The organism is Belnapia sp. (assembly GCF_059504005.1).
This window is the reverse complement of the sequence record NZ_JCACHU010000083.1, coordinates 70,397-93,322: the sequence shown is the minus strand read 5'-3', so window position 1 is coordinate 93,322 and position 22,926 is coordinate 70,397. Positions and strand designations below refer to the sequence as shown.

33 protein-coding genes are annotated in these 22,926 nt (G+C 67.6%); 32 read left to right on the top strand and 1 reads right to left on the bottom strand.

The window, feature by feature from the left end:
- The 31 genes from rpoC to rplQ all read left to right on the top strand — a co-directional run bounded on the left by rpoC (position 1) and on the right by rplQ (position 20,744).
- Entirely contained in the window at positions 1-4,155 is a 4,155-nt protein-coding gene (rpoC, locus tag AC5JJ1_RS12520) for a DNA-directed RNA polymerase subunit beta' (RefSeq protein ID WP_495785443.1), read from the top strand.
- 324 nt (positions 4,156-4,479) lie between these two features.
- Complete coding sequence (gene rpsL, locus AC5JJ1_RS12515; protein WP_043337543.1) at positions 4,480-4,851, top strand: 30S ribosomal protein S12; 372 nt, start codon at positions 4,480-4,482, stop codon at positions 4,849-4,851.
- Between the two features lie 14 nt (positions 4,852-4,865).
- On the top strand, positions 4,866-5,342 hold the full coding sequence (gene rpsG, locus AC5JJ1_RS12510) for a 30S ribosomal protein S7 (RefSeq protein WP_043337545.1): 477 nt from the start codon (positions 4,866-4,868) through the stop codon (positions 5,340-5,342).
- A 27-nt stretch (positions 5,343-5,369) separates the two neighbouring features.
- A complete protein-coding gene (tuf, locus tag AC5JJ1_RS12505) occupies positions 5,370-6,557 on the top strand; it encodes an elongation factor Tu (protein WP_495785442.1) in 1,188 nt (395 codons plus the stop codon).
- 34 nt (positions 6,558-6,591) lie between these two features.
- Complete coding sequence (rpsJ, locus tag AC5JJ1_RS12500; protein ID WP_007004401.1) at positions 6,592-6,900, top strand: 30S ribosomal protein S10; 309 nt, start codon at positions 6,592-6,594, stop codon at positions 6,898-6,900.
- Between the two features lie 20 nt (positions 6,901-6,920).
- A complete protein-coding gene (gene rplC / locus AC5JJ1_RS12495; RefSeq protein WP_495785441.1) occupies positions 6,921-7,607 on the top strand; it encodes a 50S ribosomal protein L3 in 687 nt (228 codons plus the stop codon).
- A 12-nt stretch (positions 7,608-7,619) separates the two neighbouring features.
- Complete coding sequence (gene rplD, locus AC5JJ1_RS12490; RefSeq protein WP_495747181.1) at positions 7,620-8,237, top strand: 50S ribosomal protein L4; 618 nt, start codon at positions 7,620-7,622, stop codon at positions 8,235-8,237.
- Positions 8,234-8,560 (top strand): 50S ribosomal protein L23, encoded by a 327-nt coding sequence (locus tag AC5JJ1_RS12485; protein ID WP_495747180.1) that lies wholly within the window; start codon positions 8,234-8,236, stop codon positions 8,558-8,560. Before rplD ends, AC5JJ1_RS12485 begins: the two co-directional genes overlap by 4 nt.
- Before the next feature lie 3 nt (positions 8,561-8,563).
- Positions 8,564-9,400, top strand: a complete 837-nt coding sequence (gene rplB, locus AC5JJ1_RS12480; protein WP_495785440.1) for a 50S ribosomal protein L2 — start codon at positions 8,564-8,566, stop codon at positions 9,398-9,400.
- A 5-nt stretch (positions 9,401-9,405) separates the two neighbouring features.
- A complete protein-coding gene (rpsS, locus tag AC5JJ1_RS12475) occupies positions 9,406-9,684 on the top strand; it encodes a 30S ribosomal protein S19 (RefSeq protein ID WP_043340447.1) in 279 nt (92 codons plus the stop codon).
- A 4-nt stretch (positions 9,685-9,688) separates the two neighbouring features.
- A complete protein-coding gene (gene rplV, locus AC5JJ1_RS12470) occupies positions 9,689-10,090 on the top strand; it encodes a 50S ribosomal protein L22 (RefSeq protein ID WP_495785439.1) in 402 nt (133 codons plus the stop codon).
- 1 nt (position 10,091) lies between these two features.
- Positions 10,092-10,769 (top strand): 30S ribosomal protein S3, encoded by a 678-nt coding sequence (gene rpsC, locus AC5JJ1_RS12465; protein ID WP_495785438.1) that lies wholly within the window; start codon positions 10,092-10,094, stop codon positions 10,767-10,769.
- Positions 10,770-10,782: 13 nt separating this feature from the next.
- Positions 10,783-11,205, top strand: a complete 423-nt coding sequence (gene rplP / locus AC5JJ1_RS12460) for a 50S ribosomal protein L16 (protein WP_495785437.1) — start codon at positions 10,783-10,785, stop codon at positions 11,203-11,205.
- 4 nt (positions 11,206-11,209) lie between these two features.
- Positions 11,210-11,425, top strand: a complete 216-nt coding sequence (gene rpmC / locus AC5JJ1_RS12455) for a 50S ribosomal protein L29 (RefSeq protein ID WP_495785436.1) — start codon at positions 11,210-11,212, stop codon at positions 11,423-11,425.
- 16 nt (positions 11,426-11,441) lie between these two features.
- Positions 11,442-11,714, top strand: coding sequence for a 30S ribosomal protein S17 (rpsQ, locus tag AC5JJ1_RS12450; RefSeq protein WP_495785435.1), 273 nt, complete (start codon positions 11,442-11,444; stop codon positions 11,712-11,714).
- Positions 11,711-12,079, top strand: a complete 369-nt coding sequence (gene rplN, locus AC5JJ1_RS12445; RefSeq protein ID WP_043340437.1) for a 50S ribosomal protein L14 — start codon at positions 11,711-11,713, stop codon at positions 12,077-12,079. The genes rpsQ and rplN overlap by 4 nt, the downstream gene beginning before the upstream one ends.
- A gap of 2 nt (positions 12,080-12,081) precedes the next feature.
- On the top strand, positions 12,082-12,402 hold the full coding sequence (rplX, locus tag AC5JJ1_RS12440) for a 50S ribosomal protein L24 (RefSeq protein WP_043364847.1): 321 nt from the start codon (positions 12,082-12,084) through the stop codon (positions 12,400-12,402).
- 146 nt (positions 12,403-12,548) lie between these two features.
- Positions 12,549-13,082 (top strand): 50S ribosomal protein L5, encoded by a 534-nt coding sequence (gene rplE, locus AC5JJ1_RS12435; protein ID WP_495747183.1) that lies wholly within the window; start codon positions 12,549-12,551, stop codon positions 13,080-13,082.
- A gap of 50 nt (positions 13,083-13,132) precedes the next feature.
- The gene (gene rpsN / locus AC5JJ1_RS12430) at positions 13,133-13,438 is read left to right on the top strand and encodes a 30S ribosomal protein S14 (RefSeq protein ID WP_043340433.1); all 306 of its coding nucleotides are present in this window, start codon (positions 13,133-13,135) and stop codon (positions 13,436-13,438) included.
- 12 nt (positions 13,439-13,450) lie between these two features.
- Positions 13,451-13,849 (top strand): 30S ribosomal protein S8, encoded by a 399-nt coding sequence (gene rpsH, locus AC5JJ1_RS12425; RefSeq protein WP_495785434.1) that lies wholly within the window; start codon positions 13,451-13,453, stop codon positions 13,847-13,849.
- Between the two features lie 14 nt (positions 13,850-13,863).
- Positions 13,864-14,397, top strand: a complete 534-nt coding sequence (gene rplF, locus AC5JJ1_RS12420; protein ID WP_043340427.1) for a 50S ribosomal protein L6 — start codon at positions 13,864-13,866, stop codon at positions 14,395-14,397.
- Entirely contained in the window at positions 14,397-14,759 is a 363-nt protein-coding gene (rplR, locus tag AC5JJ1_RS12415; RefSeq protein WP_495785433.1) for a 50S ribosomal protein L18, read from the top strand. The genes rplF and rplR overlap by 1 nt, the downstream gene beginning before the upstream one ends.
- Before the next feature lie 11 nt (positions 14,760-14,770).
- Positions 14,771-15,421 (top strand): 30S ribosomal protein S5, encoded by a 651-nt coding sequence (rpsE, locus tag AC5JJ1_RS12410; protein WP_202831620.1) that lies wholly within the window; start codon positions 14,771-14,773, stop codon positions 15,419-15,421.
- On the top strand, positions 15,414-15,602 hold the full coding sequence (gene rpmD, locus AC5JJ1_RS12405) for a 50S ribosomal protein L30 (protein WP_090570006.1): 189 nt from the start codon (positions 15,414-15,416) through the stop codon (positions 15,600-15,602). Before rpsE ends, rpmD begins: the two co-directional genes overlap by 8 nt.
- Before the next feature lie 16 nt (positions 15,603-15,618).
- The gene (rplO, locus tag AC5JJ1_RS12400; RefSeq protein ID WP_495785432.1) at positions 15,619-16,119 is read left to right on the top strand and encodes a 50S ribosomal protein L15; all 501 of its coding nucleotides are present in this window, start codon (positions 15,619-15,621) and stop codon (positions 16,117-16,119) included.
- Positions 16,120-16,236: 117 nt separating this feature from the next.
- Positions 16,237-17,595, top strand: coding sequence for a preprotein translocase subunit SecY (gene secY, locus AC5JJ1_RS12395; RefSeq protein ID WP_495785431.1), 1,359 nt, complete (start codon positions 16,237-16,239; stop codon positions 17,593-17,595).
- A gap of 22 nt (positions 17,596-17,617) precedes the next feature.
- Positions 17,618-18,271, top strand: coding sequence for an adenylate kinase (locus AC5JJ1_RS12390; protein ID WP_495785430.1), 654 nt, complete (start codon positions 17,618-17,620; stop codon positions 18,269-18,271).
- 176 nt (positions 18,272-18,447) lie between these two features.
- Complete coding sequence (gene rpsM, locus AC5JJ1_RS12385) at positions 18,448-18,825, top strand: 30S ribosomal protein S13 (RefSeq protein WP_043340414.1); 378 nt, start codon at positions 18,448-18,450, stop codon at positions 18,823-18,825.
- Between the two features lies 1 nt (position 18,826).
- Positions 18,827-19,228 (top strand): 30S ribosomal protein S11, encoded by a 402-nt coding sequence (gene rpsK, locus AC5JJ1_RS12380; protein ID WP_043340413.1) that lies wholly within the window; start codon positions 18,827-18,829, stop codon positions 19,226-19,228.
- Positions 19,229-19,272: 44 nt separating this feature from the next.
- On the top strand, positions 19,273-20,289 hold the full coding sequence (locus AC5JJ1_RS12375) for a DNA-directed RNA polymerase subunit alpha (protein WP_043340411.1): 1,017 nt from the start codon (positions 19,273-19,275) through the stop codon (positions 20,287-20,289).
- A gap of 26 nt (positions 20,290-20,315) precedes the next feature.
- Entirely contained in the window at positions 20,316-20,744 is a 429-nt protein-coding gene (gene rplQ, locus AC5JJ1_RS12370) for a 50S ribosomal protein L17 (RefSeq protein WP_495785429.1), read from the top strand.
- A gap of 36 nt (positions 20,745-20,780) precedes the next feature.
- Here the strand turns inward: rplQ and AC5JJ1_RS12365 are convergent, their stop codons facing one another.
- Complete coding sequence (locus tag AC5JJ1_RS12365) at positions 20,781-21,620, bottom strand: FkbM family methyltransferase (RefSeq protein ID WP_495785428.1); 840 nt, start codon at positions 21,618-21,620, stop codon at positions 20,781-20,783.
- A 148-nt stretch (positions 21,621-21,768) separates the two neighbouring features.
- Between AC5JJ1_RS12365 and AC5JJ1_RS12360 the strand changes: the two genes are divergently transcribed.
- The gene (locus AC5JJ1_RS12360) at positions 21,769-22,926 is read left to right on the top strand and encodes a beta-propeller fold lactonase family protein (protein WP_495785427.1); all 1,158 of its coding nucleotides are present in this window, start codon (positions 21,769-21,771) and stop codon (positions 22,924-22,926) included.

Below are 22,926 nucleotides of genomic sequence, written 5' to 3'. Positions count from 1 at the left end.
ATGAACGAGCTTATGAAGATCCTGGGCCAAACCGGCCAGGCAATGACCTTCGACCAGATCAAGATCTCGATCGCCTCGCCGGAGCAGATCCGCTCCTGGTCCTATGGCGAGATCAAGAAGCCGGAGACGATCAACTACCGCACCTTCAAGCCGGAGCGGGACGGGTTGTTCTGCGCCCGCATCTTCGGCCCGATCAAGGACTACGAGTGCCTTTGCGGCAAGTACAAGCGGATGAAGTTCCGCGGCATCATCTGCGAGAAGTGCGGCGTCGAAGTGACGCTGGCCAAGGTCCGGCGCGAGCGCATGGGCCATATCGAGCTGGCCAGCCCTGTCGCCCATATCTGGTTCATGAAGTCGCTGCCCAGCCGCGTCGGCCTGATGGTCGACATGTCGCTGAAGGAGCTGGAGAAGGTCCTCTACTTCGAGTCCTATGTCGTCCTTGAGCCGGGCCTGACCGATCTGAAACTGCATCAGCTTCTGAACGAGGACCAGTACCAGGCGAAGATGGACGAGTTCGGCGAGGACGCCTTCTCCGTCGGCATCGGCGCCGAGGCGGTGAAGGGGATGCTCTCCGGCATCGACTGCGACAAGGAGGCCACCCGGCTGCGCGCCGAGCTGAAGGAGACCACCTCCGAGGCGAAGCGCAAGAAGCTGGTGAAGCGCCTGAAGCTGATCGAGGCCTTCGCCGAGAGCGGCGCGCGTCCCGACTGGATGATCCTCGGCGTCGTGCCGGTGATCCCGCCCGAGCTGCGCCCGCTGGTGCCGCTGGACGGCGGTCGCTTCGCGACCTCTGACCTGAACGACCTGTACCGCCGCGTCATCAACCGGAACAACCGGCTGAAGCGCCTGATCGAGCTGCGTGCCCCGGACATCATCGTCCGGAACGAGAAGCGCATGCTGCAGGAGGCAGTGGACGCGCTGTTCGACAACGGTCGCCGCGGCCGCGCCATCACCGGCGCCAACAAGCGCCCGCTGAAGTCGCTCAGCGACATGCTGAAGGGCAAGCAAGGCCGGTTCCGGCAGAACCTGCTCGGCAAGCGCGTCGACTACTCGGGCCGTTCGGTCATCGTGGTCGGGCCGGAGATGAAGCTGCACCAGTGCGGGCTGCCGAAGAAGATGGCGCTCGAGCTGTTCAAGCCCTTCATCTATTCGAAGCTCGAGAAGTACGGCCACGCTACCACCATCAAGGCCGCCAAGCGGATGGTGGAGAAGGAGCGTCCCGAGGTGTGGGACATCCTCGAGGAGGTCATCCGCGAGCACCCGGTCATGTTGAACCGGGCGCCGACGCTGCACCGCCTCGGCATCCAGGCCTTCGAGCCGGTCCTCGTCGAGGGCAAGGCGATCCAGCTGCACCCGCTGGTCTGCACCGCCTTCAACGCGGACTTCGACGGCGACCAGATGGCCGTGCACGTCCCGCTGAGCCTCGAAGCCCAGCTGGAAGCGCGCGTGCTGATGATGTCGACCAACAACATCCTCAGCCCGGCCAACGGCAAGCCGATCATCGTGCCGAGCCAGGACATCGTCCTCGGCCTCTACTATCTCAGCCTGGAGACGCCGGAGTTCCGCGTCGCCGACGAGAAGGAGGCCCCGGCCTTCGCCTCGATGGGTGAGATCGAGCAGGCGCTGGCCGCCGGCGCCGTCCAGCTCCACACCAAGATCCGCATGCGGCGCCAGGCGATGGACCGCGACGGCAAGGTGGTGACGGAGCGGGTGGTGACGACGCCGGGCCGGGTCATGATGGGCCAGCTGCTGCCGCTGCACCCGCAGCTGCCCTTCAGCCTGATCAACCGCCAGCTGACGAAGAAGTCGATCTCCGACGTCATCGATGCCGTCTACCGGCATTGCGGCCAGAAGGAGAGCGTGATCTTCGCCGACCGGCTAATGGGCATCGGCTTCCGCCAGGCGGCGAAGGCCGGCATCTCTTTCGGCAAGGACGACATGATGATCCCGGCCAGCAAGCCGGAGATGATCGGCAAGACCAAGGCTGAGGTGAAGGAGTTCGAGCAGCAGTATCTCGACGGCCTCATCACTGCGGGCGAGCGCTACAACAAGGTCGTCGATGCCTGGTCGCGCTGCACCGAGGAGGTGGCGCAGGCCATGATGAAGGAGATTTCCCGCCAGGAGGTCGGCCGGCCGACCAACAGCGTGTGGATGATGTCCCACTCCGGTGCGCGCGGGTCGCCGGCGCAGATGCGCCAGCTGGCCGGCATGCGCGGCCTGATGGCGAAGCCGTCGGGCGAGATCATCGAGCAGCCGATCATCTCCAACTTCAAGGAGGGGCTGACGGTCCTCGAGTACTTCAACTCCACCCACGGCGCCCGGAAGGGCCTCGCGGACACGGCGCTGAAGACCGCCAACTCCGGCTACCTCACCCGCCGCCTGGTGGATGTAGCGCAGGACTGCATTATCGTCATGAATGATTGCGGGACCGAGCGCGGCATCACCGTCCGGCCGGTGATGGACGGCGGCGAGGTCATCTCCTCGCTCTCCGAGCGCATCCTCGGCCGCTTCACCCAGCGTGACGTGGTCGACCCGGCGACGGGCGAGGTGCTGGCGGCGCGGAACACGGTGATCGAGGAGCCGGATGCCGAGCGCATCGAGGCGGCGGGCGTGGAGGAGATGTATATCCGCTCCGTCCTCACCTGCGATGCCGGCGTCGGCGTCTGCGGTCACTGCTATGGCCGTGACCTGGCGCGCGGCACTCCGGTCAATGTCGGCGAGGCGGTGGGCGTCATCGCCGCGCAGTCGATCGGCGAGCCGGGCACGCAGCTGACTATGCGCACCTTCCATATCGGCGGCGCGGCGCAGCGTGGCGCCGAGCAGTCGGCGGTGGAGGCCACGGGCGACGGCACGGTGAAGATCGTCAACCGCAACGTCGTCGCCAACAGCGCCGGCGCCCCGGTGGTGATGAGCCGGAACTGCGAGATCGTCCTCAGCGACGCCGCGGGCCGGGAGCGCGCGCGCTACCGCGTGCCCTATGGCGCGAGGCTGCTGACGGATGAGGGCGCGGCGGTCACGCGCGGCCAGAAGCTGGCCGAGTGGGATCCCTTCACCCTGCCGATCATCACCGAGCGGGCAGGCACGCTGGAATTCGCCGACCTCATCGAGGGCGTGACCCTCTATGAGGAGACCGACCCGGTGACCGGCCTCAGCTCCAAGGTGGTGCGCGAGCCCGCCGACAAGGCGCGCAACGCCAATCTCCGGCCGCGGCTGCTGCTGCGCTCGGCGGATGGAATGCAGCAATACTTCCTGCAGCCGGCCTCGGTGCTGAACGTCGAGAATGGCGGCGTGGTGAAGGCGGGTGACGTTCTGGCCCGGCTGCCACGCGAATCCTCGAAGACCCGCGACATCACCGGCGGTCTGCCGCGCGTCGCCGAGCTCTTCGAGGCCCGCCGGCCGAAAGACCACGCGATCATCTCCGAGATCGACGGCCGCGTGGAGTTCGGCAAGGACTACAAGGCGAAGCGCCGCATCGTTGTGGTGCCGGAGCAGCAGGGCGACGAGGCCCCGGTGCCCCGCGAGTACCTGGTGCCGAAGGGCAAGCACGTCTCGGTGCAGGAAGGCGACTATGTGAAGGCCGGCGACCCGCTCGTTGACGGCCCGCGCGTGCCGCATGACATCCTGCGCGTGCTGGGCGTCGAGGCGCTGGCGAACTACCTGGTAAATGAGATTCAGGACGTCTATCGACTCCAGGGCGTGAAGATCAACGACAAGCACATCGAAGTCATCGTTCGGCAGATGTTGCAGAAGGTCGAGATCCTCGAGCCCGGCGACACGACCTATCTGGTCGGCGAGCAGGTGGACCGGATCGAGTTCGAGCAGGAGAACGAGAAGCGGCTCCAGGCCAAGGAGCGGCCCGCCCGGGCCGAGCCTGTGCTCCAGGGCATCACCAAGGCCTCGCTGCAGACGACCAGCTTCATCTCCGCGGCCTCCTTCCAGGAGACGACGCGGGTGCTGACGGAGGCGGCGACGGCCGGCAAGGTCGATGTGCTAGCCGGCCTCAAGGAGAACGTCATCGTCGGCCGGCTCATCCCGGCCGGCACGGGCTCGGTGATGAACCGCCTGAGGGCCCTGGCGGCGCAGCGGGACCGTGGACGCCTGCCCACGGCCCAGCCGGCGCTGCCGGAGCCTGGTGGACGTCAGGCCGCCGAATAGGCCACCTCTACTTCGATACGGGGCCGGGTTCCTTTGGGAGCCCGGCCCTTTCTTTTAGGCGGGCTTTTTCGTTCTCATTGCTTCGCTTCGCTTGACTCATCCCCCGGCACCGCGTAGGTAGCCGGCCCTTGGCGAGGCCGGGCGCTGCGGCGCCGGACAGCCAGGAACTTTGGTCCACAACGCTGCGCGTCCGGCACCGCGACCTCTAAGGTTGCTCAGGCCGGGTGCCGGTCAGGGCGCCCGCCGGCGAGCCATAGGCTCCGCCCGTGCGGGCTTCTGGCTTTGCGTGGCTGCGGGGCCCAGGACGGTACACGAAGGGGCGTCATGCCGACGATCAACCAGCTCATCGCCCAGGGGCGCGAGCCGAACGCGAAGCGGAACAAGGTTCCGGCGCTGCAGGGCTGCCCGCAGAAGCGTGGCGTGTGCACGCGCGTCTACACGACCACGCCGAAGAAGCCGAACTCGGCGCTTCGCAAGGTGGCCAAGGTGCGCCTGACCAATGGCTATGAGGTGGTGAGCTACATCCCGGGCGAGGGCCACAACCTGCAGGAGCACTCCGTGGTGCTCATCCGCGGCGGCCGCGTGAAGGACCTTCCGGGCGTCCGCTACCACATCCTCCGCGGTGTCCTGGATACGCAGGGCCTGCCGAAACGTCGCCAGCGTCGGTCGCTGTACGGCGCGAAGCGGCCGAAGTAGGAGAGGCCTGAGGCATGTCTCGCCGCCACAGCGCGCAGAAGCGCGAAGTACTGCCCGACCCGAAGTTCGGGGATCTCGTCCTCAGCCGTTTCATGAACGTGCTGATGTACGACGGCAAGAAGAGCACCGCCGAGCGTATCGTCTACGCCGCCATGGACACGCTGAAGCGGCGCGTCGGCCCCAATGGGGACCCGCTGCGCATGTTCCATGAAGCGATGGACAACGTGAAGCCGGCCGTCGAGGTTCGCAGCCGCCGCGTCGGCGGCGCGACCTATCAGGTGCCGGTCGAGGTTCGCCCGGAGCGCCGCCAGGCGCTGGCGATCCGCTGGCTGATCGAATCCGCCCGCAAGCGCGGCGAGAACACGATGGAGGAGCGCCTTTCCGGCGAGCTCATGGACGCGGCGAACAACCGCGGCACGGCCGTCAAGAAGCGCGAAGACACGCACCGGATGGCGGAGGCCAACAAGGCCTTCAGCCATTACCGCTGGTAATCCGGACCCGATCGAGGAACGACGACGATGGCGAAGGCGAAGTTTGAGCGGAACAAGCCGCACTGCAACATTGGCACGATCGGGCATGTGGATCATGGCAAGACGTCGCTGACGGCGGCGATCACCAAGGTTCTGGCGGAGACGGGCGGCGCGACGTTCACGGCGTATGACCAGATTGACAAGGCGCCGGAGGAGCGGGCTCGTGGCATCACGATCTCGACTGCGCATGTCGAGTACGAGACGGCCAACCGGCACTACGCGCATGTGGACTGCCCGGGTCACGCCGACTACGTGAAGAACATGATCACCGGCGCGGCGCAGATGGACGGCGCGATCCTGGTGGTTTCGGCGGCCGACGGCCCGATGCCGCAGACGCGCGAGCACATCCTGCTGGCGCGCCAGGTGGGCGTGCCTGCGCTGGTGGTGTTCCTGAACAAGATGGACCTGGCGGATCCCGACCTGGTCGAGCTGGTGGAGATGGAGGTGCGCGAGTTGCTCTCCTCCTACCAGTTCCCGGGCGACGACATCCCGATCATCAAGGGCTCGGCGGTGGCCGCGCTCGAGGACAAGACGCCCGAGATCGGCAAGCAGGCGGTGCTCGAGCTGATGGCGGCGGTGGACAGCTACATCCCGCAGCCGGAGCGGCCGAAGGACATGCCGTTCCTGATGCCGATCGAGGACGTGTTCTCGATCTCCGGCCGCGGCACGGTGGTGACGGGGCGGGTCGAGCGCGGCATCGTCAAGGTCGGCGAGGAGGTCGAGATCGTCGGCCTGAAGGCCACCGTGAAGACGACGGTGACCGGCGTCGAGATGTTCCGCAAGCTGCTCGACAGCGGCGAGGCGGGCGACAACATCGGCGCGCTGCTGCGCGGCACCAAGCGCGAGGACGTGGAGCGCGGCCAGGTTCTGGCCAAGCCCGGCTCGATCACGCCGCATACCGGCTTCAAGGCCGAGGCCTACATCCTGACCAAGGAGGAGGGCGGGCGCCACACGCCGTTCTTCACCAACTACCGGCCGCAGTTCTACTTCCGGACCACGGACGTGACCGGGATCGTGAAGCTGCCGGAAGGCGTCGAGATGGTGATGCCGGGCGACAACGTGACGATGGATGTCGAGCTGATCGCGCCCATCGCCATGGACCAGGGCCTGCGCTTCGCCATCCGCGAGGGTGGCCGCACCGTCGGCGCCGGCGTCGTTGCGAGCATCGTGAAGTAAGCCTTAGGCTCAGTCGAGGATCGGTCCGCTCACCATGGACAGCCAGAATATCCGCATCCGCCTCAAGGCGTTCGATCATCGCGTGCTCGATGGCAGCACGCGGGAGATCGTGAATACCGCGAAGCGGACGGGCGCCCGTGTGCGCGGCCCGATTCCGCTGCCGACGGAGATCGAGCGTTTCACCGTCAACCGCTCGCCGCATGTCGACAAGAAGTCGCGGGAGCAGTTCGAGATTCGCACGCATCGCCGACTGCTCGATATCGTCGACCCCACCCCGCAGACCGTGGACGCGCTGATGAAGCTCGACCTCGCCGCGGGCGTGGATGTCGAGATCAAGCTCTAAGGCCAGGGGAGACTATAGCCATGGCCGCCAAGACCGGCCGCACCGGCCTGATCGCCAAGAAGCTGGGCATGACCCGGATCTTCAATGACGACGGCAGCACGGTCCCCGTGACCGTTCTGCACCTGGACGAAGTGCGCGTCATTGCCCGCCGCAGCGCGGAGAAGGACGGCTACGATGCCGTCCAGCTCGGCATCGGCCGCGCGAAGCCCAAGAACGTCACCAAGGCCAATCGCGGCCATTTCGCGAAGGCCGGTGTCGAGGCGCCGAAGAAGCTCGTCGAGTTCCGGGTGGGCGCCGACGCGGCGCTCGAGCCCGGTGCGCGGCTCGGCCCGGCGCATTTCGTGAAGGGCCAGATCGTCGACGTCACCGGCGTCTCGAAGGGCAAGGGCTTTGCGGGCGCGATGAAGCGCTGGAACTTCGCTGGCCTCGAGGCCTCGCACGGCGTGTCGATCAGCCATCGCTCGCATGGCTCGACCGGCAACCGGCAGGATCCGGGTAAGACCTTCAAGAACAAGAAGATGGCAGGTCATCTGGGTGTTGAGCGCATCACCACCCAGAACCTCGAGGTCGCTGGTATCGATCTCGACCGCGGTCTGCTGCTGATCAAGGGCGCGGTGCCCGGGTCCAAGGGTGGCTATGTGCTGGTGCGGGACGCAGTGAAGCGCGCTCGCCATGCCGACGCTCCCTTCCCGACGGCCGCGGCGTAAGGACCAAGTACGATGCAGGTTCCGGTCATCACGCTGGATAACGGCACGGCAGGCGAGATCGAGCTGCCGGAGGCGCTGTTCGCGGCGCAGCCACGCGCCGATATCATGGCGCGGGTCGTTCACTGGCAACTCGCCAAGCGGCGGGCGGGTACCCACAAGGTGAAGGGGATGGGCGAAGTCTCCGGCACCACCAAGAAGCCGTATCGGCAGAAGGGCACCGGCAATGCCCGCCAGGGCTCGCTGCGCGCGCCGCAGTTCCGCACCGGCGGCGTGGTGCATGGCCCGGTCGTCCGCGACCACGGCTATTCGCTGAACAAGAAGGTGCGGCGCCTCGGCCTCATCAGCGCGCTCAGCCAGAAGGCGGCTGAGGGCAAGCTGGTGGTGCTCGACACCGCCGCGGCCGGCGAGGCCAAGACCTCGGTGCTGGCGAAGCAGCTCAAGGCGCTCGGCTGGTCCAGCGCGCTCGTCGTCGACGCGCAGGTGGATGAGGGCTTCGGCCGCGGCATCCGCAACCTGCCGAACATGCATGTGCTGCCGACGATCGGTGCCAATGTGTACGACATCTTGAACCACGACGTCCTCGCGGTGACCCGCGCCGGCGTTGCGGCGCTGACGGAGCGGCTGGCATGAGCGAGGCCCAGGAGAAGAAGCCGCTCCTCTCGCGGGAGCGCATGTACCAGACCATTCTCTCCCCGGTGGTGACGGAGAAGGCGACGCTGCTGACCGAGAAGGGGCAGGTCGTCTTCAAGGTGTCGCTCGAAGCGACGAAGCCGGAGATCAAGGCCTCGGTCGAGACGCTGTTCGGCGTGAAGGTGCTCGCGGTCAACACCCTCGTGGTGAAGGGCAAGACGAAGCGCTTCCGCAACCGGCCGGGCCAGCGTTCGGACTGGAAGAAGGCCATCGTGCGCCTGGCCGAGGGCCAGACGATCGATCTGACGACGGGGCTCGCCTAAGCCATGGCGCTCAAGAATTTCAATCCGGTCACGCCGAGCCTCCGCGGCACCATCCTGATCAAGCGGGATGAGCTGTGGAAGGGCAAGCCGCTCAAGCAGCTCACCGAGGGCAAGTCGCACTCCGGTGGCCGCAACAACCACGGCCGCACCACCGTCCGGTTTCGGGGCGGCGGGCACAAGCAGAGCTACCGCATCGTCGACTTCAAGCGGCGGACGAAGCTCGGGGTGCCGGCGACGGTCGAGCGACTGGAGTATGACCCGAACCGCACGGCCTTCATCGCGCTGGTAAAGTACCAGGACGGCGAACTCGCCTATATCCTGGCGCCGCAGCGGCTGAAGGCGGGCGACCAGGTCGTCTCCGCCGAGCGTGCCGACATCAAGCCGGGCAATGCGATGCCGCTGGGCTCCATCCCGGTTGGGACCATCGTCCACAATGTCGAGCTGAAGCCGGGTGCCGGCGGCAAGATCGCGCGGTCGGCCGGCACCTATGTGCAGCTGGTCGGCAAGGATGCCGGCTATGCGCAGGTAAAGCTGATGTCGGGCGAGGTCCGCACCGTGCGCGCCGAGTGCATGGCGACGATCGGCGCGGTGTCCAACCCGGACAACTCGAACCAGCAGATCGGCAAGGCCGGTCGCTCCCGCTGGCTGGGCCGTCGTCCGCATAACCGCGGCGTGGTGATGAACCCGGTCGACCACCCGCATGGTGGCGGCGAGGGCCGCACCAGCGGTGGCCGTCACCCGGTCACCCCCTGGGGCAAGCCGACCAAGGGCGCGAAAACGCGCAACAACAAGCGGACGGACCGGCTCATTGTCCGCCGCCGCACCGCGACGAAGGGCTGAGGGCTATGCCGCGCAGCGTATGGAAGGGGCCGTTTGTCGACGGCTTCCTGCTCAACAAGGCAGAGGCCGCCCGGGCTTCGACGCGCAACGAGATCATCAAGATCTGGTCGCGCCGCAGCACGATCCTGCCGCAGTTCGTCGGGCTCACCTTCGGCGTTTACAACGGGAAGAAGTTCATTCCCGTGCAGGTCTCGGAGAACATGGTGGGGCACAAATTCGGCGAGTTCTCGCCGACGCGGACCTTCACCGGGCATTCGTCCGACAAGAAGGCGAAGCGGGGCTGATCCGATGAGCAAGCCGAAGCACGAACGCGGTCTCCCGGAGACCGAGGCGCAGGCCATCCTGCGCAACATCCGCGTCAGCCCGCGCAAGCTCAACCTGGTCGCCGGCCTGATTCGCGGCCGGCGCGCGCAGGACGCCATTGCGACGCTCGCCTTCAGCAAGCGCCGCGTTGCCCAAACCGTGAAGAAAACGCTGGAGAGCGCCATTGCCAATGCCGAGAACAACCACCAGCTGGATGTCGACCAGCTCGTGGTGTCTCGCGCCGAGGTCGGCCGCTCGCAGGTGATGAAGCGCTTTTCCGCCCGCGGCCGCGGCCGCGCGGCGCGCGTCGAGAAGTGGTTCAGCCATCTGAAGATCGTGGTCGCCGAGAAGCCGGCCGCGGCACCGGCCCAGCAGGAGGCCGCGTAACATGGGTCACAAAGTCAATCCGATCGGCTTTCGGCTCGGCATCAACCGGACCTGGGACAGCCGCTGGTTCGCGGATGCCGACTACTCCCGGCTGCTGCATGAGGACCTGAAGCTGCGCGACACGCTGCGCACGCGCCTCAAGGGCGCCGGAGTCAGTCGCGTAGTGATCGAGCGCCCGGCGAAGAAGCCCCGCGTCACCATCCATGCGGCCCGCCCGGGCGTCGTCATCGGCAAGAAGGGCGCCGATATCGAGGTGCTGCGCAAGGACCTGGCCAAGCTCGCCGGGGCCGAGGTGTCGCTGAACATCGTCGAGATCCGCAAGCCCGAGATCGACGCGACCCTGGTCGCCGAGAGCATCGCGCAGCAGCTCGAGCGGCGCGTCGCCTTCCGCCGTGCCATGAAGCGCGCGGTGCAGTCGGCGATGCGGCTGGGCGCCGGCGGCATCCGCATCAACTGCTCCGGCCGGCTCGGCGGCGCCGAGATTGCCCGGATGGAATGGTACCGCGAGGGCCGCGTGCCGCTGCATACGTTGCGCGCCGACCTCGACTTCGGCACCGCCACCGCCAAGACCACCTATGGCACCTGCGGCGTGAAGGTCTGGATTTTCAAGGGTGAGATTCTGGCCCATGACCCGATGGCGCAGGACAAGCGCGCCGCCGAGCAGGCGCCGCAGCGCTGAGGGATGATGTGATATGCTGCAGCCCAAGCGCACCAAGTTCCGCAAGGCCCATAAGGGTCGCATCAAGGGTCTCGCCAAGGGCGGGTTCTCGCTGAGCTTCGGCGGGTTCGGCCTGAAGGCGCTCGAGCCGGAGCGGGTGACCGCCCGGCAGATCGAGGCCGCCCGTCGCGCCATTACCCGCGCGATGAAGCGGCAGGGCCGCGTCTGGATCCGGATCTTTCCGGATGTGCCGGTCTCGACCAAGCCTGCTGAAGTCCGCATGGGCTCCGGCAAGGGCGCGCCGGAATACTGGGTGGCCCGCATCAAGCCGGGCCGCATGATGTTCGAGATCGACGGCGTCTCCACCGAGACGGCGCGCGAGGCGTTGACCCTCGGTGCGGCCAAGCTGCCGATCCGGACCAAGATCGTGTCGCGCCTCGGCGCGGCGGAGGCGTAAGACCATGACCAAGATCGCGGATATCCGCGCCAAGACCCCGGACGAGCTGCAGACGCAGCTCCTCGACCTGCGGAAGGAGCAGTTCAACCTGCGCTTTCAGCGGGCCACTGGGCAGCTCGAGGCGACCGGCCGCATCAAGCTGGTGCGGCGCGACATCGCTCGCATCAAATTCGCCCTGTCCGAGCGGCGTCGCTCGGCAGCCTCTCAACCCAGGGCTTAAGGGGAGACCGGCGGCTATGCCGAAGCGCGTCCTCACGGGCCGGGTGGTCAGCGACAAGATGGACAAGACGGTCACCGTCCTTGTCGAGCGTCGCGTGATGCATCCGCTCTATAAGAAGTTCATCCGGCGTTCGAAGAAGTACGCCGCTCATGACGAGGCCAATCTCTGCAAGGAAGGCGACCTCGTGCAGATCGAGGAGTGCCCGCCGCTGTCGAAGCGGAAGGCCTGGCAGGTGGTTCTCCGCAACGGCAATCCGTTGGTGGCTACGAATGAGGCGGTGTCGGCATGATCGGCGTCGAAGCAAATCTTGACGTCGCCGACAACTCCGGTGCGCGCCGCGTCCAGTGCATCAAGGTGCTCGGCGGCTCGAAGCGGAAGACGGCCTCGGTTGGCGACGTGATCGTCGTCTCCGTGAAGGAGGCGATCCCGCGCGCCAAGGTGAAGAAGGGTGAGGTGCATCGCGCCGTCATCGTCCGCACCTCCTACCCGGTGCGCCGCATCGACGGCACGGCGATCCGTTTCGACAACAACGCCGCTGTTCTGATCAACAAGCAGGGCGAGCCGATCGGCACCCGTATCTTCGGACCGGTCGTGCGCGAGCTGCGGGCGCGGAAGTACATGAAGATCATCTCGCTGGCGCCGGAGGTCCTCTGACCATGGCCGCGAAGATCAAGAAGGGCGACCGGGTCCAGGTGCTGACCGGCCGCGACAAGGGCAAGCGCGGCGAGGTCATCGCCGTGATGCCGACCGAGAAGCGCGCCCTCGTGCAGGGCGTGAACGTGGTGAAGCGCCACCAGAAGCCGCAGGGCATGAACCAGCCCGGCGGTATCCAGGAGAAAGAGGCGCCGATCCACCTCTCGAACCTGGCGCTCCTCGATCCGAAGTCCGGCAAGCCGGCCCGCGTTGGGTTCCGCGTGCTTGAGGACGGCAAGAAGGTGCGGGTGGCAAGGCCTTCGGGCGAGGTGCTTGACGCATGAGCGATTCGAAGAAGGGCGGCGCCAAGAAGGGCGCCGCGGCCAATGCCAAGAAGCCGGAAGCCGCCCGCGAGGAAGGTAGCCGCACCGTGACGACCGTCGCGGCGAAGCCCGGCAAGTCCGCCGCTTCGCCGGCCGAGCGCACGCGCCTGGCGACCTTCTACAACGAGGTCGTGCGGCAGCGCCTGGTTGAGGAGTTCGGCTACAAGAATCCGATGGAAGTGCCGAAGCTCGAGAAGATCGTCATCAACATGGGCGTCGGCGAAGCCGCGGCCGATGGCAAGAAGCTCGACGCCGCGGTTGCCGACCTGACGGCCATTGCCGGCCAGCGGCCGGTGCGGACCAAGGCGAAGAAGGCGATCGCCGGCTTCAAGATCCGCGAAGGCCAGCAGATCGGCTGCAAGGTGACGCTGCGCAAGGCTCGGATGTACGAGTTCCTCGACCGGCTCGTCACCATCGCCCTGCCGCGCGTTCGGGATTTCCGTGGCCTTCCGGGCACCAAGGGCTTCGACGGCCGTGGCAACTTCGCCATGGGCCTGAAGGAGCAGATCGTCTTCCCCGAGATCAACTACGATCGCGTGGATACGGTCCGGGGCATGGACATCCAGTTCGTCACCACGGCGAAGACCGACAAGGAAGCGAAGGCGCTGCTCAAGGCGTTCCAGCTTCCCTTCCAGAACTGATCTTGGAAAACCGCCCGGCACGCCGGGCAGGTTCCGGAGGATAGAACCGTATGGCCAAGACTTCGGCAGTCGAGAAGAACAAGCGTCGGGCGAAGCTGTCGTCGACGCATGCTGCCAAGCGCGCGGCGCTGAAGGGCATCGTCATGGATCGCACCCTGCCGGTCGAGGACCGGTTCGATGCGACCCTGAAGCTCGCCCAGCTGCCGCGCAACGGCGCCAAGGTGCGCGTGCGCCTGCGCTGCGAGCTGACCGGCCGCCCGCGCGGCAACTATCGCAAGTTCAAGCTGAGCCGGAACATGCTGCGGGAGCTCGCCAATACCGGCCAGCTTCCCGGCGTGACCAAGGCCAGCTGGTAAGGGAGCGGGGATATGTCTCTGTCCGATCCGCTCGGGGATCTGCTTACCCGCATCCGCAACGCCCAGCGGGCCCGGCAGACGCGCTGCGTCGCCCCGGCCAGCCGGCTGCGGACCGATGTGCTCGACGTGCTGAAGCGTGAAGGCTACATCCGCGCCTGGCGGGTGGAGCAGGAACGCCCCGGTGTCAGCCGCATCGAGATCGAGCTGAAGTATTCTGAAGGCGAGCCCGCCATCAAGGAGATCGCCCGCGTCTCCAAGCCCGGCCGGCGCGTCTATTCGAAGATCAAGGATCTGCCGAAGTTCTACAACGGGCTCGGCATCTCCATCCTCTCCACGCCCCGTGGCGTGATGAGCGATACCGAGGCCCGCACCGCCAATGTCGGCGGTGAAGTCCTCTGCCGCGTGTTCTAAGGGAGGGATACAGCATGTCGCGCGTCGGCAAATATCCCGTCCCGGTCCCGAGCGGCGTCCAGGTGGCGCTGCAGGGCCGGACCGTGGTGGCCAAGGGCCGGAATGGCGAGCTCAAGCTCGACCTGACGGACGAAGTTGATGTGGAGATCGCGGACAACCAGGTGGCGGTGAAGCCGCGCCGGGACGACCGCCGTAGCCGCACCATGTGGGGCACCACACGCAGCCTGATCAACAGCATGGTGACGGGCGTTTCCACCGGCTTCACCAAGTCGATGGAAATCAACGGCACCGGCTACCGCGCCGCGGTGCAGGGCAAGGATCTGGTGCTGAACCTCGGCTACAGCCACGAGGTCCGCTACCCGATCCCCGAGGGCATCAAGATCACCTGCGAACGCCCGACCGCCGTGAAGGTGGAAGGGGCGGACAAGCGCCAGGTCGGTCAGGTTGCTGCCGAGATCCGCGCCTGGCGTGGCCCCGAGCCCTACAAGGGCAAGGGCGTGCGCTACACCGATGAGCAGATCCTCCGGAAGGAGGGTAAGAAGAAGTGATGGCCGACAAGCTCGCACTGCAGACGCGCCGGCGGTCCCGCCTGCGCTACCAGCTGAAGATCAAGAGCGGGGGCCGTCCGCGGCTCTCCGTCTTCCGCTCGGGCAAGCACATCTACGCCCAGGTGATCGACGACGCCCAGGGCCGCACCCTCGCCGCCGCGTCTTCCCTCGAGAAGCCGATGCGCGAGTCCCTGAAGACCGGCGCCGACAAGGACGCCGCGACCCAGGTCGGCAAGCTGGTGGCCGAGCGCGCTCGTGCCGCCGGGGTCGACAAGGTCGTCTTCGACCGCGGGCCTTACCTGTATCATGGCCGGGTCAAGGCCCTGGCCGACGCCGCCCGCGAGGGCGGGCTGTCGTTCTGAGGATCGCATAGATGGCACGTACCCCCCATAGCGGTGGCGGCGGCGAGCATGGCGGCGAGGGCGGCGATCGCCGTCGTGGCCGCGGCCGTGGCCGCGAGAACGAGAACCGCCAGGAGCGCCAGGACGGCGACGAGCTGAAGGACAAGCTCGTCACCATCAATCGAGTTGCCAAGGTGGTAAAGGGTGGTCGCCGGTTCAGCTTCGCCGCGCTCGTCGTGGTGGGCGACCAGAAGGGCCGCGTCGGCTGGGGCGCCGGCAAGGCCCGCGAGGTACCGGAGGCGATCCGCAAGGCCACCGAGCAGGCGAAGCGGACCATGATCCGCGTGCCGATGCGCGAGGGCCGGACGCTGCACCATGACGTCATCGGCGAGTTCGGTGCCGGCCGGGTCATCCTTCGGGCGGCTCCGGCGGGTACCGGCATCATCGCCGGCGGCCCGATGCGCGCGATCTTCGAGACGCTGGGCATGGGCGATGTCGTGGCGAAGTGCCTCGGCTCGACCAACCCGCACAACATGATCAAGGCCACCTTCTCGGCCCTGACCCGCAGCACGAGCCCGCGTGCCGTCGCCTCCCGGCGCGGCAAGAAGGTCTCGGACCTGCTCGGGCCGCGCAAGGACCAGGCTCCGGCCGAGACCTCGGCCGCGGAGGCTCCGAATGTCTGAGACGAAGAAGACCGTGAAGGTGACCCAGACCGGGTCGCCGATCGGGCGCAAGCCGGGCCAGCGCGAGACGCTGATCGGCCTCGGCCTCAACAAGATGCACCGTTCGCGGGAGCTGGAGGACACCCCCTCCGTCCGCGGCATGATCCGCAAGGTGGCCCACCTGATCAAGGTGGAAGGCTGAGCGGGGAGCAAGACCCATGAAACTGAACGAGCTGCGCGACAATGAAGGCGCGCGCTATAAGTCGAAGCGGCTTGGCCGCGGCATCGGCTCCGGCAAGGGCAAGACCTCCGGCAAGGGCGTGAAGGGCCAGAAGGCGCGCGAGGGCGTGTCCCTGAACGGCTTCGAAGGCGGCCAGCTGCCGATCTATCGCCGTCTGCCCAAGCGGGGCTTCGTCAACATCTTTCGCAAGGAATATGCGCCGCTGAATCTCGGCCGCCTCGAGCAGGCGATCGCCGAGGGCAAGCTGCCGGGCGACCAGCCGATCGACGAGGCGGCGCTGCGCACGGCCGGCATCGTCCGCACCGGCCCGAAGCTCGTCGGCATCCGGCTGCTCGGCCATGGCACGTTGAGCCGGGCGGTGACCATCACCGTCTCCGGCGCCTCGGCCAGTGCGGTTGCGGCGGTGCAGGCGGCAGGTGGCACGATCACCCTGCTGAACCCGCCCGCGGCCACCGAAGAGGCCCCCGCGGAGGCGTGACGCTTGCGGCCCGCGGGGCCGCTCGCTACCTAAGTACAGGTTCGTGGCTGCGGCGCCACGGCCGGGGGGCTCCCCTCCGGTTGTCGGCGCCGTTGTCGTGAGGAGGGTTTAGGATCCATGGCCTCCGCAGCGGAGCAGCTTGCGGCCAATCTCAACCTCGGGGTGCTGTCGAAGGCGACCGAGTTGAAGCGGCGCCTCTGGTTCACCCTGGGCGCGCTCCTGGTCTACCGGCTGGGCACCTATATTCCGGTCCCCGGCGTCGATGCGGGGGTGATGGGCGAGATCCTGCGCCAGCATGGCGGCGGGATCCTCGGCATGTTCGACATGTTCACGGGCGGCGCGCTCGGGCGCATGACCGTCTTCGCGCTGAACATCATGCCCTATATCTCGGCGAGCATCATCATCCAGCTGATGACGGCCGCCGTTCCCGCGCTCGAGACCCTGAAGAGGGAAGGCGAGTCGGGCCGGAAGAAGCTGAACCAGTACACGCGCTACCTCACCGTCCTGATCGCCATCTTCCAGGCCTATGGCATCGCCGTCGGCCTCGAGAGCATGCGCGGCAGCTTCGGGCCAGCGGTGGGCGATCCGGGCCTCTTCTTCCGCCTGTCCTGCGTCATCACCCTGGTCGGCGGGACGATGTTCCTGATGTGGCTGGGCGAGCAGATCACCGCGCGTGGCGTCGGCAACGGCATCTCGCTGATCATCTTCGCCGGCATCGTGGCCAACCTGCCGCATGCCCTGGTCTCGCTGCTGGAGCTCGGCCGCACCGGCGCGCTGTCGACCATCTTCATCATCCTGTTCATCGCCATCGCCCTCGGGGTGATCGCGCTCGTGGTCTTCGTCGAGCGGGCCCAGCGGCGCATTCCGGTGCAGTACCCGAAGCGCCAGGTCGGCAACCGCATGTTCGGCGGCGAGAACACCCACCTGCCGCTGAAGCTGAACACCGCGGGCGTTATCCCGCCCATCTTCGCCTCCTCGCTGCTGCTGCTGCCGGCAACCGTGGCGGGCTTCGCCACCGATCCGGCGGGGGATGGCTGGCTCAGCACCGTTACCAACGCGCTCGCCCATGGCCAGCCGCTCTACATGGCGCTCTACCTGGCGCTGATCGTCTTCTTCTCCTTCTTCTACACGGCCGTGGTCTTCAACCCGGTCGAGACCGCTGACAACCTGAAGAAGTATGGCGGCTTCGTCCCCGGCATCCGCCCGGGCCAGCACACGGCCGACTACTTCGACCGGGTGCTGACGCGGCTGACGGCCATCGGCGCGCTCTATCTCTGCCTGATCTGCATCCTGCCCGAACTGCTGATCAGCAATTACGGCGTCCCCTTCTATTTCGGCGGCACCTCGCTGCTGATCATCGTGTCGGTGACGATGGACACCGTGGCCCAGGTGCAGTCCCATCTCTTCGCGCACCAGTATGAAGGCCTCATCCGCAAGGCCCGGCTGGGTGGCCGCGGTGCACCGCGGCCGCGCTGAGACAGGGGGAGGGGGAAACGCCATGAATCTGATCCTGCTGGGGCCGCCCGGAGCGGGGAAGGGGACTCAGGCCAAGCGCCTGGAGGACCGCCACGGGCTGAAGCAGATCTCGACCGGCGACATGCTGCGCGCCGAAGTCCGTTCGGGCAGCGAGGTCGGCCTGCAGGCCAAGGCGATCATGGAGCGGGGCGAGCTGGTCCCCGACGCCATCATCATCGCTATGCTGGCCAGCCGCGTGGCCCAGCCGGATGTCGCCCAGGGCTTCATCCTAGATGGTTTCCCCCGCACGGTCCCCCAGGCGGAGGCGCTCGACCTGATGCTGAAGGAGAAGGCCATGCCTCTCAATCACGTCATCGAGCTCCAAGTGGATGACGTAGCGCTCGTCGACCGCATCTCGGGCCGGTTCACCTGCCCGAAATGCGGCGAGGGCTACCACGACCAGTTCAAGCCGACCGCCAAGCCCGGCATCTGCGATGTCTGCGGCAACACGGAATTCACCCGTCGCGCCGACGACAAGGCGGAACTGGTGGCGGCGCGGCTCGAAGCCTATCACCGCCAGACCGCCCCCCTCCTGCCTTACTATGCCGCCCAGGGCGTGCTGCGGGTCGTGGATGGCATGGCGGAGATGAACGAGGTCTCGGCGCAGATCGAGGCGATCCTCGGGGAGAAGGGTTGACGGCAGGGGGGCTCTCGGTATAGTCCGCGCCTCTCGCGGTCAGAGGTAGCCCCTGGGCTCAGGTCCAGGGCACTCCCGGCCGCGTTTCGCCGTTGGCATTTTGGGTTGATCATATCGTCGTGGGTGGGCTGTCCACTTCGGCGGGAGCAGGAGCGACAGGCTCCAGGAGTTGAGCAGTGGCGCGCATCGCCGGAGTGAACATCCCCACGAACAAGCGCGTGCAGATCTCGCTGCGCTACATCTACGGCATCGGCCCGAAAAACGCGGCCGAGATCTGCGGGAAGCTCAGCATCCCGGAGGACCGTCGCGTCAACCAGCTGACGGACGAGGAAATCCTCCGCATCCGCGAGCTGATCGACCGTGAGTACCGCGTGGAGGGCGACCTCCGCCGTGAAGTCGCGATGAACATCAAGCGGCTCATGGACATGGCCTGCTACCGTGGCCTGCGCCATCGCCGGGGCCTGCCGGTCCGTGGCCAGCGCACCCACACCAATGCCCGCACGCGCAAGGGCAAGGCCGTGGCCATCGCCGGCAAGAAGAAGGTGACGAAGTAAGATGGCCCGCGAACCCCGTGGCGGCGCCCGCGCGCCGCGCAAGAAGGAACGGAAGAACATCTCTTCCGGCGTGGCCCATGTGCTCGCCAGCTTCAACAACACCATCGTGACGATCACGGATGCCCAGGGCAACGCGATCGCCTGGTCCTCCTCCGGCAGCCAGGGCTTCAAGGGCAGCCGGAAGTCCACCCCCTATGCGGCGCAGGTCGCGGCCGAGGATGCCGGCCGGAAGGCCCGCGAGCACGGGATGGAGCAGCTGGAGATCATGGTGAGCGGCCCCGGCTCGGGCCGCGAATCGGCGCTCCGCGCCCTGCAGGCGGTCGGCTTCTACGTCACCGCCATCCGGGACGTGACGCCCATCCCGCATAATGGTTGCCGCCCGCGCAAGCGCCGCCGCGTCTGAGACGCGCATCCGCTGTTGCCTGAGGCTGGCCTAGGAGACTGTTCGTGATCGAGAGGAACTGGCGGTCGCTCATCCGTCCCGAGAAGCTGGGCGTCGAGGTCGGCGCCGACCCCGAGCGCACCGCGACCATCGTGGCCGAGCCGCTGGAGCGTGGCTTCGGCATGACGCTCGGCAATGCGATCCGCCGCGTGCTGCTGTCCTCCCTCCAGGGGGCGGCCGTCACGGCGATCCGCATCGACGGCGTGCTGCATGAGTTCAGCAGCATCCAGGGCGTCCGCGAGGACGTCACGGATATCGTGCTGAACGTGAAGCAGCTCGCCATCCGGATGCAGGGCGAGGGGCCGAAGCGCCTGGCGCTCACCGCGACCGGTCCAGGCGAGGTGACGGCCGGCCAGATCCAGACCACGGGCGATATCGAGATCGCCAATCCCGATCTCGTCATCTGCACCCTCGACGACGGCGCCCGCCTCTCGATGGAACTGACGGTCGGCACCGGCAAGGGCTATGTCCCCGCGGCGATGAACCGCCCCGAGGATGCGCCGATCGGCCTGATCCCGGTCGACGCCATCTACTCACCAGTCCGCCGCGTCGCCTACCGGGTCGAGCCGACCCGCGTCGGCCAGGTGACCGACTACGACAAGCTGGTCATGACCCTCGAGACTGACGGCACCGTCGCCCCCGAGGATGCCGTGGCGCTCGCCGCCCGCATCCTGCAGGACCAGCTGCAGCTCTTCATCAATTTCGACGAGCCGCGCGAGCGCAAGGTGGAGGAGGAGCGGGACGACCTGCCCTTCAACCGCAACCTGCTTCGCAAGGTGGACGAGCTCGAGCTCTCCGTCCGTTCGGCGAATTGCCTGAAGAACGACAACATCGTCTATATCGGCGACCTCGTGCAGAAGACCGAGCAGGAGATGCTGCGCACGCCGAATTTCGGCCGCAAGTCGCTGAACGAGATCAAGGAAGTCTTGGCCTCGATGGGCCTCGGGCTCGGCCTCACCGTCACCGGCTGGCCGCCCGAGAACATCGAGGACCTGGCGAAGAAACTCGAAGAGCCGTTCTGAGTCCGGCGGATTAGGAAGCCCATACCATGCGTCACGGGATTGCCGGCCGGAAGCTCGGCGTCACCTCCACCCATCGCCTCGCCATGTTCCGCAACATGGCGACGAGCCTGCTCAAGCACGAGCAGATCACCACCACTCTGCCCAAGGCGAAGGAGCTGCGCCCCTATGTGGAGCGCATCATCACCCTCGGGAAGCGCGGCGGCCTGCATGCGCGCCGCCAGGCCTATGCGCAGATCATGGACCAGAAGGTGGTGGACAAGCTCTTCACCACCATCGCCGAGCGCTACAGGGCCCGCAACGGCGGCTACACCCGCGTGCTGAAGGCCGGCATCCGCTACGGCGACGCGGCCACCATGGCGGTGATCGAGCTGGTCGACCGCGACCTGGCGGCGAAGGGCCTCGACAGCGGCCCGAAGCCGGAGCGCCCCGAGGCCGAGGAAGCCGAGGCGGGTTGAGATCCGAGAGGGCGGCAGGGCAACTTGCCGCCCTTCTCAATTGCGCATCATCACCAGCTCGCCATGCGGAAGGGCGGGCAGGCTGGCCGCCGGCACCTCCCTCAGCACGCCATCCTTCGCCACCCGCCAGAAGCCGAAGCCCAGCTCCCCACCCAGCCAGGCAATCAGCGCGCCGAGGTCGCAGCGCATGGCCATCATCGGCGCTGACCACTCGGTGACGATGCGCAGCCGCGGCGAGCGCCCGATCAGCGCCGCCGCCCCGCGCATCACCTGCGGCTCCGACCCTTCGGCATCCATGCGCAGCAGGTCGAGGGACGGCAACTCCGCCAGCGTCGCATCGAGCGTCACCGCCGGCACGGTCACACGCCGCGAGTAGTTCGGCGCTTCCGCCGCGATGGCGAGGTGCCCGCTGCCGATATGGTCCGGGTCGCTGCTGAAGGCCACCTCGCCCGCCGTATCCAGGGCCGCCACCGGATGCAGCGTGACCCGCTCGCCGAGCCCGTTCACCGCGATCGTCGCCCGCAACAGCGGCAGCACCGCCGGGTTCGCCTCGAAACTGTGGACATGCCCGGTCGGCCCGACCGCCTCGGCCATCGTCAGGGTGTGGTAGCCCATATTCGCCCCGACCTCGGCGACGCGGTCGCCGCGCCGCAGCAGCCGGCCGAGCACCGCCTCGACATCCAGCTCCCAGCTGCCATGGATGGCGATATGCGGGGTCAGGCCGTGGTCGCGCGTGTCGAGATAGATCATGTGCCCCCGGCGCGTCAGCGCCAGCGCCCGGTGCCCGCCGAGATAGCAGTAGGGCTGCGGGGGTCGTGCCGGCGGATGGGGCAGCGCCGGGTTCCCCAGCCGCATCCGGCGCAGCGCCGCACGCATAATGAATGGCATTCCAGACCCGACCCCCGACACCGCCGCAATCTCCATCCTGACCGGCCTCCGCACAAGCCTCGCCCGCGGCTTGCGTCGGGCCGGCCTGCATCGGACACTCGGCGCCGGGGCTTCGCGCCCAGGGAGGAAAGAACGCATGCGCCCTTGGCTTCTGGCGGGCATCATCGCAACCGGGCTCGGCAGCGGCGGGGCCTCGGCCCAGCTGCTGCTGTCGGCCAACGACAACAAGATGACCCTCGAGAACGGGGCGGTCCGCACCCTCCGCGAATCGCCGCCCGATACGCTGACGGTGATCGACCTCGCCTCCGGCACGCCGCAGGTCCGCGCCGAAATCCCGGTCCCCGCCAGCGTCGTCGGCCCACCCGTCTCGGTCGCCCTGACGCCGGATGAGCGCCTGGCGCTGGTCACCGCCAACCAGCAGCGCGACCCGGCCGACCCGGCGCGCCTCATCCCCGGCAACACCATGGCCGTGGTGGACCTCGCCGCCACACCGCCCCGGGTCGTGGCGACCGTCCCGACCGGCGCCGGCCCCGCCGGCCTGTCCATCAACCGCGCCGGCACCCTGGCCCTCGTCGCTAACCGGGCGGAGGGGACGGTCGGCGTCTTCCGCATCGCCAACGGCCAGGTGACCCCGATCGGCAAGGTCGAGATCGGCCCGGTCTCCTCCGAGGTCTCGCATGTCGCCTTCACCCCGGACGGGCGGCGGGCGCTTGTCACCCGCTATGGCGACCATCAGGTCAATGTCCTGCAGATCGAGGGCGAGCGGGTGGTGAAGCTCGACCGCGAGATCACCACCGGCGTCCGTCCCTACGGCCTCGCCGTCACCGCCGATGGCCGCCATGCGGTCGTCGCCAATATCGGCCGCGGCAGCGGCGATGCCGACACGGTCAGCCTTATCGAGCTGACGCGGGAGCCCTACCGCATCGTCGACACGGTGAGCGTCGGCCAGACGCCGGAGGGCGTACAGGCCAGCCACGACCCGCGCCTCGTCGCGGTGACGGTGATGAACGGCTCCAACAAGCCGGCCGGCTCGCCCTTCGCCGGGCCCGGGCTGGTGAAGCTCCTGCGCATCGAGAATGGACGCCTCTCCGTCGTGTCGGAGGCGCAGGTCGGCACCTGGTCCCAGGGGGCGGCCTTCTCGCCGGACGGGCGGATGCTCTTCGTCGGCAACATGATCGAGAAGGACATCTCCGTCTTCCGCGTCGCCGAGGACGGCAAGCTGAGCGATGGCGGCCCGCGCATCCGCGTCGGCGGCGGCTCGGCGGCGCTGCGGGTGGCCGACCGGCCGCGCTAG